The organism is Flavobacterium yafengii (assembly GCF_030010375.1).
Classification (GTDB): domain Bacteria; phylum Bacteroidota; class Bacteroidia; order Flavobacteriales; family Flavobacteriaceae; genus Flavobacterium; species Flavobacterium yafengii.
Genome location: NZ_JASCRY010000003.1, coordinates 358,676 through 374,701, shown reverse-complemented (window position 1 = coordinate 374,701; position 16,026 = coordinate 358,676). Strand labels below are relative to the sequence as shown.

The following is a 16,026-nucleotide window of genomic DNA, read 5'->3' as shown; positions in this document are numbered from 1 at the left end:
ATTAGAGAATATGATTTAGCATGCGATTTTTGGTCCTGAAGGGCATGCTAAGTACTATTGAGGTTATGTATGGAGCAAAATTTACTAAAAAATTAAGTTTCTCCTTTTATTATTTTTCCCATAAAATCATATAGGGTTGCCTCAATCCCGCTAAGCGTTTCTAGTTTGTATTTTTAGTATGTTTTAAAAATTTTGACCTATTGGTACCATATAAGTTAATTTAAGAAAATTACTACCAACAATTCCAATTCCCGCGATTGAAGCACGGTCTCTTGTTGCTATTTCACCATACATTGAACTTAAATCTGTTCTTGGTAAAGCGTTAAATGAATATTCAAAAGCAGTGCTATCATTTATTTGCCATCTGAAAGCAAGGTTCAATCCTAAAGATAGGTGTGATGATGCTTGATTATACGATATTCCTCCTCCCCAAGTGCCATGTCTACCAATCAATGTTGGTTCAATGCTTGGTATAAATATGGTGTGTATAGGTAGTTTTAAAGCATTGCCATAAAGATGGAAATGATACCCTATGCCTACCGTATATTTGTCAAAATCAAGTTTTGGAAACACTTCATAACCAATGTTTATTTCGACATTGTTACCTACCATTCCAAATTGGAATTGATAATTTAATGATGGCTCATCTTTAGTAGGGGGACTGCCTGTAATTTCATTTCTGATGTCAATACCTGAAGAAAATGAAATGTAGGTATCCTTTTGTTGTTGACTATAACTTGAAAAGATTGGCAGCGTTAGCAACAATGTTAAAATTGTTTTAAGTTGATTCATTTTTTTTTGGTGTAAACTTTATGCATAAAATGGAATAAAAAGTACTTGTAGTGCGCTCAATTATTGATGGTTTTGACTATTGTTCTTTGTATATCTTTTAACTATTTTTAAAGAGTAGCCCATTTGATCGAGTAGGTTTGATGAACGCTTTACTGGAAATTAATTTTAAAATAGTATTGTAAAAGTTGTTACCATTGCAAAAATTAAAAGTACAAGTGTTAAAATAATTTCGTGTTTCATATTGGTAAGGTCAATCTTTCTCGCGCAAATACGACACACTAATTGCTTTTTATAATCTTTCTTCTTTTTGAATAAAATTCTTTTTATAGAATTTAATTGGTTTGCTGGTTCTTTATAAATTTCTCGCATACATTCCCTATCTGGATGTATATTAAATCCGCAATTGCTACAATTTGACATGATTCTATGTATTAAGTCGTATATGAATAGTAAAAATTATTTATATGATATTTTAATTTAGTTGTGATTTTAGGGTGGTCCATGGAGTTTTAAATTAATGCAGAACAAAATATGTTTGGAACAATAGGTTTTGGTATAAATATGAGGCCCCTTTTTTATATTGTGCTGTATGTTTATATAAATTGTTTTAGACTGATTTCATAAGATGCTTTTCATAGGTTTTTAATACGATGCAAACTTGCGTTAATTTATATTGTTTATTGTACACCCAAGTTAATAAATAAAGAGGTATATGATTATTTATGTACGCTAATGACAGTACTTTAACGTCTATTATAAAGTGTAGTAGAAATGTCTTTTTTAAGCATTTTTATAATGGAATAAAGTGAAGTTTCCTATTTATTAAATCAGAAACAATTATCTGATCATCCAGTATAAAGAAATCAGAAGGGCCAGTTAAAGATTTTGGGGCTTTAATAGTATTCGTTCTGAGGTTAGAAAGTTGAAAAGAAAGTAAAGCCCCTTTTTTTTGAAATGGAAACCAATTGCTCGTATACAGTATGTTATTGTTAATATAAATCCCATTGTAATTTCCGGCCACTATAGCTAATTTTGTGAATGTGTTGTCTATTAGGTTTATGTATCCAATACTCCCATTCGCATCAGTATTGTTTCCAAAGGAATTTACATAAATTCTATTTGATTTTTTATGGTAAGACAATCCATTGATACCTAAAATTAATTTATCAGTTTTAATTTTCGAATAGGTTTTGTCAATTAAATTGACCTTAAAAATTTTATTTGTATCACTTGCAGAGATATATAAAGTATTTTTGTCCTGTATCGATATGTCTCTCAAATACGAGGTGTCTTTACTAAAGTTAATTTCGTATAATTTGTTTCCTGTTTTTAAATCAATTGCAATAAGACGATCAATGTCAGTAAGAAACAAGATTTTTTCAGTAACAGTAAGGCCTTTAGGGGCATTTAGCTTTTCTTTTATAAAAGTAGAGTCTATTATTTCGCCTTTACGATCGAGTCTAATTATTTTACCATCATTATCTTTAGTACTAGGATATAATATTTTACCTATATCAGCTAGATAAATAAAGTGACCATCAGTTGCAACACTTTCAATATTGTTGAAACCTGCGATAATTTTTGAGCTTTGTGCATTTGCATTAAATGTCATAAATATACTACATATCAAATTTAACTTCACTAGGTTTTTCATATATTTAGATATACATTTGTTTTTAAAATGGTCATGATTTGTTTTGGAGGCTAGGAATTAGAAGTTTTTTATAGTCTTATGATGTTTAAATATGTAATTAAAATTGCAGGTCAGTAATTAAAAAAAAATCAACTATGCAATTTCATTATCCCTCATTTTTAGAGGCTTTTTGTCTGCTTGAAATCATTTTTAAGAAAAACGATATTTGAAATATTGCAGCAGGAGAAATAAGTAAATAAACAAGCAACCAAGCAAACACCCCTTCCTGCTGGCAATAAATCGTGATATTAATTTTTCAGATACATCTTCTTCTTATTTTTAGTTGTTTAAGCATCCGGAAACTCTACCTTGACATTTTTCTAAAACTAATCCAGAAATGCTTTAATCTTATAGTTTTTATGTGTTTAGTTAATTATTATCTGCAATTAGCAATGTAATATCATTAAATTTATTTTCGTGTTTTTCTAATTTTCTTTCGGTAGTATTAAAGATGTATTGATTCTTTACAGGATTATTATTAACACTCTATATTGTTCCAATTTTTTTTAGATCAGTCTCCTAAAATGTAGGTATTATCAATTAATGTAATGATATTTAGAAACATCGTTTTTAATTTTGATTAGCAACAGTAAGAGAGATCAGGATTTTGTCAATCTCCGTTCAGATTTTTTATCAAAGAGCATTTACGAGATTAAAATAATACTTTAAATCTGTAACGATTTCCGCTCGTATTTTTGATGTGTCCAATAGTATTAGGTCGTCAATTTTTTGTAATTTCATAAATCTTTCTTTGCTAAACGTGCACATTATTAATGGAATTCCTTTTTTATATACTTTCATAAAATCAAATAATTCCTCTTCTGAATATATTACAAAAATGATAATAGAATAATCATTTAATGCTACATCAAAATACTTAAAATCACAATAAGTATCAAAAGAAAGATCTTCTTGAAATTCATATTTTAAAAGCCTCGAAAAATATTTTTGATTATCATACACTAACCCTTTCTTTCTAGTCATTATTTTCTAATTTCATTTAATAGATCTAATAGATCTTAATTTTTTTATAACTTAACCTTAGCTAGTTGTTCTGATTTTTTAAGTTGAAATTTTTATGAGCTAAAATTGATTTTATTTCAATATTTATAATTATTCCTGTTTTGTTCATTTCAAAGATCTTTTTTCTTCAAATTAAAATTGCTTAACTGATAAAAAATGAAGGTCTGTCTTTTAAAATTAGTATACTTATGGCTTACCATTGCTGATTAGGCTGCAGGAATTATATGAAATCTCTCTTACTAATCTAAAAATAAAAAATAAAAGCCGCCTAAAGCAACAAAATAAGTTACTAAAATTCAAAAAAATATATTTAGACCAATTATTTTGATCCAAAAAATCAAATTATTAATATTAGCAAGGTTTACTAATTTTCAATGACATTTAAGATAACCTAATAACAGATCAAATTATACAAATTAATTACATAAAATCATTTTTTTTGGTGCTATCGGGCTAATAATAGATTTTTCGTCTACTAGCAGAATGTTTATTTTTTAACCTCTCGTTTTTTTAACATTTGTGCAAAAATGCGATGTTTTTTTTAAATTTTTATGCACTCAAGTTAATAAGTGAATTGTGTGTTTTTTTTGTGTCCTTTTTTTAAAAGATTTAAATAAGCATTTGCAATTTTTCCTTAAGTAGTGATTCATCTTTCAATCGCGCAAAATATTGGTGCTGGGCAAGTTAATTTGGCTGGAGGTAAAAGTTAAGATGAAGTCTATATTTTAAAATATGAAATAGATATGTGAAGGAAAAAGCTGTTCAATTAAGAAATGAGAGAGCAAGCATCTTGGAACTTGCTGGAGATTTGGATCTGATGGTTTCACCGCTCTATTAAAGACGTAAAATACTCGAGGTATTTGGTGTGGGAAGTTTTTGTGATAAAGGAAATGTAAAACGGACTCTAGACAGGAAAATAGATATGAGCTGAAAAAAAAACTAATGGACGCCGAGTAGGAATGTTTGATGTTAAAAAAAACAATAAGCTTTTTTTAGGAACAGTCAATAAAGTATTTAAAATGAGAAGATATTTTCGATTGAGAAAATGTCTTTTCTAATAAGTAGGTTATTGTATAAATACAACAACCTTGTCCAACTTTTTTTGTTTCGAGATATTTTCAGTTTTACTTAAGTTTCAATTCTTTTTTTTTGGAAAAATAAGGCGCATCTATGAATATTTTTTTTTTTTTTTTATTTCTGAGAGCTCTAGATATTTATGTATGCCCGATTTTGCATGTCTGAAAACTGAGTTAATCTGTTGTTGCTTATTTTTTTAAAAATTGCAGTTTGTGAGTCGGTTAATAATTAGTAATTAAAATTTGATGAGCTGACTTTTATCAAACAACAACGATTTGTTTTTGGACATTTGTCTAGTGCGACTGATTTAAAAGCACGGTACTTTTGTAGTATGTATTTAAATGCGAAAGAAGAGCGTCGGATTTTGGTAGTCTCACGATTATTATTTTATAGTTAAATTCCTGTAAAATAATAATCATCCAGAGCTATATATAAACAGCATTAATCCTACGTGTTTGTGTTTTTTAAGTGGTTATGCGTCAAAAGCAAGCTTTGTGAGTGCTGTGGTTAACGGGTGCTTTGTTCTCAAAGAAAGGCTTTTGGGCTTTTGAGTGAGCCAATTTATTTTCGCTTTCTTATTCTTTAGATTTAAAATAGACAACTATAATGAACGATACGGCTAAATATTATATAATGTTTATTGGGTTGCTATTTGCATTTAATGCAAAGGCTCAGGTAGGAATCGGTACGAATGTTCCGGACACAAGTGCACAGCTTGAAGTGTTGTCTACTTCAAAAGGGGTGCTAATCCCAAGGTTGTCATTTGTGCAACGCAGTGCTATCAATAGTCCGGCCAATGGTTTGTTGATTTACCAAACTAATAATTCTCCTGGCTTTTATTATAATAATAATGGACAGTGGCAAAGATTGGTAAACAGTTCGGAGTTAACTGTTGGTAACGGGGTAAATGCTAATACCATTTTAAACGGGAATACTAATCCTTCGTCAGCTATTGGCTCAGATGGAGATTTCTATATAAATACCGGTAGTGTGGTTCTGTATGGTCCAAAAACGTCAGGAGGTTGGCCTTCAGATGGAATAGCGTTGGTAGGGCCAAAAGGGGGGGCGGGTAGTGGTGTCGCACCTGTTCTTAGTTTCGATTCTTCGTATAATTTATCAGTTAAAGATGGAAATTCAGTAAGTCTGAGTGACCTTAACCAATCGCTAAGTCTGACAGGTCCCATACTTTCTATATCTGGACCAAGAAATAGTCAAGTGGATTTTTCGGCATTGATTGGTGGTGGAAAAGTGTTGCATGACGGTTCGCTTACGGGTAATGGAACAACATCCGGATTGTTGGGTTTGTCAAATACAGCCGTCACCCCAGGTAGTTATACTGCGGCAAATATTACAGTGGATGCAAACGGAAGAATCACTGCTGCAAGAGACGGCTCAACTAGCGGAGTTTCTGATGCTACAACCGTAACAAAAGGGATAGTGAGGCTCGCCAATGATCTTGGCGGTACGGCTGATGCTCCAACTGTTCCTGGCTTATTGCTAAAAGAACCTATCATTACTAATTTACCGGTTACTAAAGGGGGTACGGGAATTACATCCTACACTCCAGGTAATTTTATTAGCGCCCTTGATGCAACTACGCTATATCAAAGAACACCAACGCAGGTAAAAGCAGCATTAGGTTTAGATCAGGTAAGTAACACCAGTGATGCCGAAAAGCAGGTAAGTACTGATACTCAAACGGCATTGAATTTAAAAGAAGACAAAGCAAATAAAAGTACGGATGGTACCTTCACCGCGAATTCAGATAACAGTTATCCCACTGAAAAGGCGACCAAAACATATGTTGATGGTCGAGTGAATACAGCCATTGCTGGTATAGCTGTTAGTGATGCAACAGCAATAGCTACGGGTAAAATTCAGCTAGCTGGAGATTTGGCAGGTACAGCCAGTGCTCCAACGGTTCCTGGACTATCGTTAAAAGAACCAATAATTACTAATTTACCGGTTACTAAAGGAGGGACAGGAATTACATCCTATACTCCAGGTAATTTTATTAGCGCCCTTGATGCAAGCACCTTAAGGGAAAGAACGCCAGCGCAGGTTAAATCAGATTTAAGTTTGGATCAGGTGAGTAACAGCAGCGATGCCAATAAACCGGTTAGTAATGCAACTAAAACGGAACTAAACAGTAAAATAGATATAACGGAAAAGGCTGTCGCTAATGGGGTTGCTACGCTGGATGCAATCGGTAAAATACCTTCCAGCCAGATTCCAGCGATTTCATTCTCATCAGTAGATGTTTTAAACAGCGAAGCGGCCATGCTTGCTTTAATAAACCCTTCGGTGGGTAGTACGGTAATCAGGACCGATCAAAGCAGAAGTTATGTATTAGCTGCTACTCCGGGGTCAATTCTTGTCAATTGGAAAGAAATACTTACCCCAGGAAGTGGTGTGCAGAGCGTAAATGGATACAGCGGAAGTGTCTCACTGACAAAAACGGATATACTTCTAGGGGATGTAAACAACACTAGTGACAATGCGAAGCCAGTGAGTGCAGCAACTCAAACGGAATTGAATAAAAAAGAAGACATAGTAAATAGAAGCACTGATGTAGCAGGTGACGGGACTCTTGATAGTAAATATCCGAGTGTAAAAGCAACCAAAACTTATGTTGACACAAATGTGGGAACCAAACAAAATTCCGATGCAGATCTTACAGCAGTAGCGGGACTTGGAACCAATGGAATTATAGTGCGAACGGGAAATGGAACAGCCACTACGCGAACCATTACGGGATCAACTGATGTCGTTGTAAATTCAGGAGATGGTGTTACTGCTGGCCCTTCAATTTCATTAAGCAATACAGCAGTTATTGCAGGCGATTATAATGCTGCGAATATTACAGTTGATGCAAAGGGAAGAATTACAGCTGCAACTAATGGTTCAGCAGGTGGAGCGGTAAGTACTGTATCGGTGGTAACTACTAATGGTATCAGCGGTTCAGTTGCTAATGCTACAACGACACCGGCTATAACGCTGACCTTAGGAGCTATAACGCCCACGTCGATAGTTGCTACAGGAAATGTGTCAGGAGCCAATTTAACAGGAACCAATACTGGAGACCAGGTATTTACAGGAGAGGTAACCTCTTCTGGAAATGTAACTACGATTGCAAATAAAGCGGTCACCCTCGCCAAAATGAACGATGTAGCCACAGGTACCGTTTTTTATCGGAAAACTGCCGCCATTGGAGTTCCAGAAGTACAATCGTTGAGCACCCTCAAAACGGATTTGGGATTAACCGGAACCAATTCCGGGGACCAGACATTTACAGGGGATGTTACCTCTGTTGGCAACGTCACCACGATTGGTCCTGCGAAAGTGACGTATAATAAGATCCAAGCTATGACCGCCGGCAAATTGTTGGGCTCGGGGCAAGCAGGAACTACTGTTAGTGAAATTACCCTGGGTGGCGGATTGTCTTTTGCGGGCAGTACATTGAGTGCGTCAGGCGTTGGAGGAGCCAATTTAATCTATACAAATTCCCCAACACAAGGAGTGGTATTGTCTGACACTGGAACGGATGCCACAATTCCCGCAGGATCAACTATCGATGCCAGTTTGATGTTGCCTTCCGATAAGATAAAATTAAATGCTATAACCGGAAGCAATACCGGTGACCAAATTACAATTACAGGCAATGCGGGAACGGCAACAACCCTTCAAACCGGTAGAACTATAAGTACCTCTGGCGATGTTGTATACACCTCATCAGCCTTTAACGGCAGTGCAAATGCCACAGGTGCGGCCACTATTGCTCCAGGCGCAGTCACTTATACCAAGATGCAAACTATGACCGCTGGCAAATTATTGGGCTCGGGGCAAGCAGGAACTACTGTTGGCGAAATTACCCTAGGTGGCGGATTGTCTTTTGCGGGCAGTACATTGAGTGCGTCAGGCGTTGGAGGAGCCAATTTAATCTATACAAATTCCGCAACACAAGGAGTGGTATTGTCTGACACTGGAACGGATGCCACAATTCCTGCAGGATCAACTGTCGATGCCAGTTTGATGTTGCCTTCCGATAAGATAAAATTAAATGGTGTATCCGGAAGTAACACCGGCGACCAAACAAATATCATCGGCAATGCGGGAACGGCAACAACCCTTCAAACCGGTAGAACTATAAGTACTTCAGGCGATGTTGTATACACCTCATCTGCCTTTAACGGCAGTGCAAATGCCACAGGTACGGCCACTATTGCTCCAGGCGCGGTCACTTATGCCAAGATGCAAACTATGACCGCAGGCAAATTGTTGGGTTCCGGGCAAGCAGGAACTACTGTTGGCGAAATTACCCTAGGTGGCGGATTGTCTTTTGTGGGCAGTACATTGAGTGCAACTGGCGGCGGAGGGGGAGCTAATTTAAGCTATACCAGTTCTTCAACGCAGGGATTGTTATACTCAGACACTGGAACGGATGTAACAATTGCCGCAGGATCAACTAGCGATGCCAGTTTAATGCTACCTGGAGATAAAACTAAATTGGATAAGATGGCGGCTATAACAGGTGCTTCCGATGCCAACAAAGTTTTGACGGTAAACGCGGGTGGAACCGCAGCAGCGTGGGTTGCCCCCTCCGGAGGGTCATCACCTGTTGCCTATCACCCGAATGGCAATGCTAATTACTTTGTCCGGGCAACGGGTGTGGGTGTCACGGCTGTTTTGACTGGTGCGAGCTTGGTGATAACCGTCCCTGTGGGAGTAGACCTGGACTATTTCAAATTTTCTACCTCTAAGGCTGCATTGGGTAACCCGGCTGACAACAAAATGGACATAACAATTACTGATTCTGCGGGTCGCTGGAACAACAACGCGACCGATGTTGTTTTGCCATTGGCTCTGATTGCCGATAACAACGTAATTACTCCCATTGTAAACTCAATACAAAGTCCGGCCACTACTAATTTCAGCTGGACGGTAATTAATTATGGGGCCGGAAGCATTACACTGCAGACAGCAAGTCTAGGCTCTCATAGCGGTGGAAATGGTTTTTATATAGTATTAAGACCTTAATGACAGAAAAAATATGAAATTATTCAAAATTTATATTATAGGTTTTATTTTATTGTTTTTTACCTTATCGGTTCATGCGCAAACTTTAAAGCAATTTAATGGACAATTAAACATCAACTCGGTCACTGCTCCAGGGGGCACGAATTATTTGATAAAAGGAGATTTTATTGATCTTTCAGGCTCATTCGACGCTGGCGGTGTATCTGTTGGGGATCGAATTATAGATGCAAATGGGAATACTTTCGAAATAATGTCGTTGACTGTTGATGGGTCTGAGATTAGCACCACTTCAAAGGCCTTTGATGCTCTCGCACCGCAATTAGGGCTGGGTATTATTTATAGCCCCAGCGATAGCGGATTCCCGTTAATTACGACTAATACTCCGCAAGGTGCATTTATCGCCGCTTTAAATACGGCAACCCTCTCAATCGATGCAAAATTACCAAAGTACAGTTCTGGCACTTCCGTGCCTGTTGGATCTAATGTTGTTGGAGAGGTAATTTTAAATACCAGCGATTCCAAAATGTATAAATTGACGGGGTCGGGATGGGTAACAATAACTGCTATTCCAGATGATTATAGCTCTCCCGTTTCCAGTGCGCCTCCCGGAGCAGTGGGCGACGTAATTAAATCATTTTGGGATAGTCAGTATTATGTTTTTGATGGCACCTCGTGGGTATCCCCGGTAACCCTCTCTTCGTTACCGACGACTTACAAAATGGGAGACATTTTTTATGCGACCGGCGAGAAGGCACTGTACATGAGGAATGCAGATTCACAATGGGCCAATATTAGCGGCTCTACCACTGCTGGAGGCACGGAGGCTGATATGCCAACAGGGGGTAAGCCTGGAGACCTTTTTTTTAATACGGATCTCAACATATTGTACGTTTTTGACGCTAACAGTAATTGGGTAGAAGTATCTACCAATGGATCGACACCATCAGGGACGGTCAATCCGGACCCAATTACAATAAGTGTAAAAGAAGGAGCATTATTTTATAACACTTCAGACCACCGTCTATATGTATATAACGGAACTGTTTGGATGCCGATGGATAACTCCCTCCCGAGCGGGAGAATTTTTGTGGGGAATTCCTCCAATGTGGCGGTTCCTGTTCTCCTATTCGGTGATGCAACGATGAGCAGCAACGGAAACCTGACGATTAAAAATAGCGCCGTTACCGAAGCAAAACTAGACAAGACAGGTATCACGCTCGATGGTTTCGCCAATCCTGCCAATAATGTCTCTTTGGGTGACGGGATGATTAACCATAAAATTATTAATCTTGCCAATCCATCTAGCGGAACTGATGCAACGAACAAAAGCTACGTTGATGGATTATTTACAAGTCCTACTCTACTTGCATTACCCAATAATAGCTTGTTTGTGGGAAATGCTTCCAATAGAGCAGCAGCCGTTTCAAAAAGCCTTGTTCCAATCAGTGGTTTTGCCAATGCAATCGCGAATATTTCTTTAGGCAACGGAATAACAAACTATAAAATTGTCAACCTGCTGGATCCAACTTTGGCGCAGGACGCAGCTACAAAATTTTATGTGGACACCAAAACGTTTAATCCAGCTAATATTAGCCTTCCCACAGGAAACCTTCTCATTGGAAGTTCCATAAATAATGCATCAGCCGTCGCAAAAAACACCATTTCGCTGAGCGGTTTTGCAGCGGCGACGGCGGACATTGATTTAGGGAACAAAAAAATCGTAAACCTTGCTGAGCCAACCATCGCTACGGATGCTGCGACAAAAAACTATGTAGATACCAAGGATATCGCTCCGGCTGATATTAGCCTGACCAGCGGCAACCTTTTTGTGGGGGATGGCACAGGGAAAGCATCCGATGTTTCTAAAAGCACTATTGCACTGAGCGGTTTTGCAGCGGCGACAGCAGATATTGATTTAGGAACCAAAAAAATCGCAAATCTTGCCGACCCAGTAGTATCCACGGATGCTGCGACAAAAAAATACGTGGATGATCTTTTTATTACGCCTGTCTCGATGCTTTCTTTACCTAATGGCAACCTGTTTGTAGGAAATGCAACGGGAAAAGCGGCTGCCAGTCCAAAGAACCTTATTCCCATCAGTGGTTTTGGCACAGCTACCGATGATATTTCTATGGGTGATATTGGAACACAATTCAGAATCAGCTTTTTAGCTGAACCAATATTCGATCAGGATGCGGTGACAAAATATTATGTCGATACCAGAACGGCAACGCCAGCTTATTTGGACTTGGCAGCGGATTATGTGCTTGTAGGGGACTTATCAAATAAGGCCACTTCGGTGCCAAAGAGTGCCATTCCATTAAGTGATTTAGGTGCCGCAATAGCGGATATTTCCATTGGTGGTTTCAAAATGAACAATCTTGCCGAACCAGCATCCGCTGCGGATGCTGCGACAAAAAACTATGTGGACAACAAGGTTATCGTTCCGACTAATATTAGTCTAACCAGCGGCAATCTTTTTGTGGGGGATTTCACAGGGAAAGCATCCGATGTTTCGAAAAGTACTATTGCACTGAGTGGTTTTGCTCCAGCGACAGCGGATATTGATTTAGGGACCAAAAAAATAGTAAACCTTGCCGAGCCAGCTGTAAATCAGGATGCTGCGACAAAGAGCTATGTGGATAACAAGATTATCGCGCCGACTAATATTAGCCTGACCAGCGGAAACCTTTTTGTGGGGGATGTGACAGGAAAAGCATCCGATGTTTCGAAAAGCACCATTTCGCTGAGCGGTTTTGCAGCGGCGACGGCGGACATTGATTTAGGGACCAAAAAAATCGTAAACCTTGCTGAGCCAACCATCGCTACGGATGCTGCGACAAAAAACTATGTAGATACCAAGGATATCGCTCCGGCTGATATTAGCCTGACCAGCGGCAACCTTTTTGTGGGGGATGGCACAGGGAAAGCATCCGATGTTTCGAAAAGCACTATTGCACTGAGCGGTTTTGCAGCGGCGACAGCAGATATTGATTTAGGAACCAAAAAAATCGCAAATCTTGCCGACCCAGTAGTATCCACGGATGCTGCGACAAAAAACTATGTGGATACCAGGGTTATCACTCCGACTAATATTAGCCTGACCAGCGGCAATCTTTTTGTGGGGGATGGCACAGGGAAAGCATCCGATGTTTCTAAAAGCACCATTTCGCTGAGCGGTTTTGCTGCAGCGACGGCGGACATTGATTTAGGAACCAAAAAAATAGTAAACCTTGCTGAGCCAACAATCGCTGCGGATGCTGCGACAAAAAATTATGTCGATAACAGGGTTGTCGCTCCGACTAATATTAGCTTGACCAGCGGCAACTTTTTTGTGGGAGATGTGACAGGAAAAGCATCCGATGTTTCTAAAAGCACCATTGCGCTGAGCGGTTTTGCTGCAGCGACAGCTGATATTGATCTAGGAACAAAAAAAATAGTAAACCTTGCTGAGCCAGCTGTAAATCAGGATGCTGCGACAAAGAACTATGTGGATAACAAGATTATCGCGCCGACTAATATTAGCCTGACCAGCGGTAACCTTTTTGTGGGGGATGGCACAGGGAAAGCATCCGATGTTTCTAAAAGCACCATTACGCTGAGCGGTTTTGCCGCAGCGACAGCGGACATTGATTTAGGAATCAAAAAAATCGTAAATCTTGCCGACCCAGTAGTATCCACGGATGCTGTAACAAAAAACTATGTGGATACCAAGGTTATTTTTCCGGCTGATATTAGCCTGACCAGCGGCAATCTTTTTGTGGGGGATGGCACAGGGAAAGCAGCTGATGTTTCTAAAAGCACCATTTCGCTGAGCGGTTTTGCTGCAGCGACGGCAGACATTGATTTAGGAGCCAAAAAAATCGTAAACCTGGCCGAGCCAACAATCGCTGCGGATGCTGCGACAAAAAATTATGTCGATAACAGGGTTGTCGCTCCGACTAATATTAGCTTGACCAGCGGCAACTTTTTTGTGGGAGATGTGACAGGAAAAGCATCCGATGTTTCTAAAAGCACCATTGCGCTGAGCGGTTTCGCTGCAGCGACAGCTGATATTGATCTAGGAACAAAAAAAATAGTAAACCTTGCTGAGCCAGCTGTAAATCAGGATGCTGCGACAAAGAACTATGTGGATAACAAGATTATCGCGCCGACTAATATTAGCCTGACCAGCGGTAACCTTTTTGTGGGGGATGGCACAGGGAAAGCATCCGATGTTTCTAAAAGCACTATTGCGCTGAGCGGTTTTGCCGCAGCGACAGCGGACATTGATTTAGGAATCAAAAAAATCGTAAATCTTGCCGACCCAGTAGTATCCACGGATGCTGTAACAAAAAACTATGTGGATACCAAGGTTATTTTTCCGGCTGATATTAGCCTGACCAGCGGCAATCTTTTTGTGGGGGATGGCACAGGGAAAGCAGCTGATGTTTCTAAAAGCACCATTTCGCTGAGCGGTTTTGCTGCAGCGACAGCAGACATTGATTTAGGAGCCAAAAAAATCGTAAACCTGGCCGAGCCAACAATCGCTGCGGATGCGGCGACAAAAAATTATGTTGATAGCAAGGTTGTCACTATAGCCAGCATTAGCCTTGCTGATGGGAATCTTTTTGTTGGGGATGCTACAGGGAAAGCTTCCTCCGTCCCTAAAAATAACATTCTACTTAGTGGTTTTGGAGTACCAACGGAAGATATTTTTATTGGCGGGTTCAAATTAAGAGGTCTTGCCGATCCATCTGCGAATCAGGATGCGGCCACAAAAAGCTATGTTGATTCAAAATCTTCAAAACCCCCGGTTAGCGCAACAGCTCCTGCCGCTCCGGTTACGGGCGACATGTATTACAATACGACGGATAATCATTTATATGTCTTTAATGGTACGGAATGGGTACCTATGGATAATAAATTGGCTGATGGGCAATTGTATATAGGGAATGCTGCGGGTACAGCCGTTTCAACAGCTAAAAATACCATACCGCTGAGTGGTTTTGGAGTGGCAACGGCTGATATTTACGTAGGCAGTGGAATCAATAGCTACAGAATTCGAAACCTTGCCGAACCGGAAAACGCCCAGGATGCAACTACCAGAAACTATGTGGATAATAGAGTTATTGGTGCAAGTAATATCGGCCTATCTTCGGGAAACATTTTTTTGGGGGATGGTACAGGGAAAGCAAGTGATGTTGCGACAAGTACCATTGCGTTGAGCGCTTTTGGAATGGCAACGACAGACATTTCGTTAGGCAATGGAACAATAAACCACAACATCGTAAATCTTGCCGATCCAACTTTCGACCATCAAGCGGCAACAAAAAGATACGTGGATGCTAGTATGACAAATGCCACAGCAGCGGGTAAGGATAATATGGGGAACCACACAGCTACACAGAATATTAAGCTTGCGTTTAATTTCATTAACAATGACGGTCAAAACGGTAAGGGATTAACTTTTGATACAGCTGGTAATACGAGTTTCGGACAGGATGTAACCGTGAATGGAAACTTCTACACCCCATCAGACAACAGGTTAAAAACCCATATCGAAACTTTGCTTAACGTGCTACAAAAAATAGAGCAGATTAGAGGCGTAAGCTTTGAGTATAAGGACCAGCATAAGTATGCGACAGGGCAAAAAATAGGTGTTATAGCGCAAGAACTGCAAAGTGTTTTTCCTGAAATGGTGACGCAAGATAAGGATGGTTTCTTAAAAGTGGATTATACCCAACTCGCAGGTGTTCTAATACAGGCGGTAAAAGAGCAACAGAAAGAAATTGATGCATTAAAAACCCGTATGGATCATCAGCAGGAGCAAATCAACAGCATCTTAAAAAAGAAGGATTAATATAAACTATTGTTCCAATTAATTGAGCGAAGACCGGTAGTCTGGGGTTCGAACGACGGGGTTAATCGAATAACCGGCACAATTGACTGGAGAGTATCAAAAGGAAGAGACGCAGGTTTCTCAACAAAAAAGACACACGTTATTTTGAAGACATTATTTACTATTTTTAAGTTTGTTTTTTTCTTATTGCTTACCGGAACCAGTGCTGTTTCGGCACAAAGTTCTTTTAAGGTAATTGGTGGTATTCCACATCTTCCCACGGTGGACCCATCAACAGTTAATTCCCCTATATCCGGAATGCTTATCTACAGCATTACAGACAACCAACCCCTTATATATAATGGTTCTTCTTGGGAAACGCTATGCAGTAGCAACATCGATTCGACACCTGTTAATGACTTTCTGGAGATAAAATCTGGAATTCCATTTTTACCCTCTTTAGGTGAAGATCCTATAGGGATAATTGAAATGGGGGCGGTCTATTTGTCAAAAACGCAAAACGCGATGATGATTTATGACGGGGCTAGGTGGGAATCGGTAGCTAGAATAGTCGGAAAAGGTA

The 16,026-nt window shown here is 39.1% G+C and carries 5 protein-coding genes; 2 read left to right on the top strand and 3 right to left on the bottom strand.

Annotated features, from left to right (window positions below):
- Window positions 1-183: 183 nt before the first annotated feature.
- The 3 genes from QLS97_RS11860 to QLS97_RS11850 all read right to left on the bottom strand — a co-directional run bounded on the left by QLS97_RS11860 (window position 184) and on the right by QLS97_RS11850 (window position 3,469).
- Window positions 184-792: a hypothetical protein gene (locus tag QLS97_RS11860; protein ID WP_282716915.1), complete on the bottom strand. Its 609-nt coding sequence runs from the start codon at window positions 790-792 to the stop codon at window positions 184-186.
- Window positions 793-1,582: 790 nt separating this feature from the next.
- On the bottom strand, window positions 1,583-2,404 hold the full coding sequence (locus QLS97_RS11855) for a YncE family protein (RefSeq protein WP_282716914.1): 822 nt from the start codon (window positions 2,402-2,404) through the stop codon (window positions 1,583-1,585).
- Window positions 2,405-3,118: 714 nt separating this feature from the next.
- On the bottom strand, window positions 3,119-3,469 hold the full coding sequence (locus QLS97_RS11850) for a hypothetical protein (RefSeq protein WP_282716913.1): 351 nt from the start codon (window positions 3,467-3,469) through the stop codon (window positions 3,119-3,121).
- Window positions 3,470-5,191: 1,722 nt separating this feature from the next.
- On the opposite strand from QLS97_RS11850, the gene QLS97_RS11845 reads away from it, so the two are divergent.
- A complete protein-coding gene (locus tag QLS97_RS11845) occupies window positions 5,192-9,622 on the top strand; it encodes a beta strand repeat-containing protein (protein ID WP_282716912.1) in 4,431 nt (1,476 codons plus the stop codon).
- Window positions 9,623-10,382: 760 nt separating this feature from the next.
- Entirely contained in the window at window positions 10,383-15,464 is a 5,082-nt protein-coding gene (locus QLS97_RS11840) for a tail fiber domain-containing protein (RefSeq protein WP_282716911.1), read from the top strand.
- Window positions 15,465-16,026: the final 562 nt, after the last annotated feature.

What these genes read in the sequence shown, in the direction of transcription:
- QLS97_RS11860 (WP_282716915.1), bottom strand. Translation starts at nt 792, where the DNA reads ATGAATCAACTTAAAACAATTTTAACATTGTTGCTAACGCTGCCAATC.
- QLS97_RS11855 (WP_282716914.1), bottom strand. Translation starts at nt 2,404, where the DNA reads ATGACATTTAATGCAAATGCACAAAGCTCAAAAATTATCGCAGGTTTC.
- QLS97_RS11840 (WP_282716911.1), top strand. Translation starts at nt 10,383, where the DNA reads ATGAGGAATGCAGATTCACAATGGGCCAATATTAGCGGCTCTACCACT.
- QLS97_RS11845 (WP_282716912.1), top strand. Translation starts at nt 5,192, where the DNA reads ATGAACGATACGGCTAAATATTATATAATGTTTATTGGGTTGCTATTT.
- QLS97_RS11850 (WP_282716913.1), bottom strand. Translation starts at nt 3,469, where the DNA reads ATGACTAGAAAGAAAGGGTTAGTGTATGATAATCAAAAATATTTTTCG.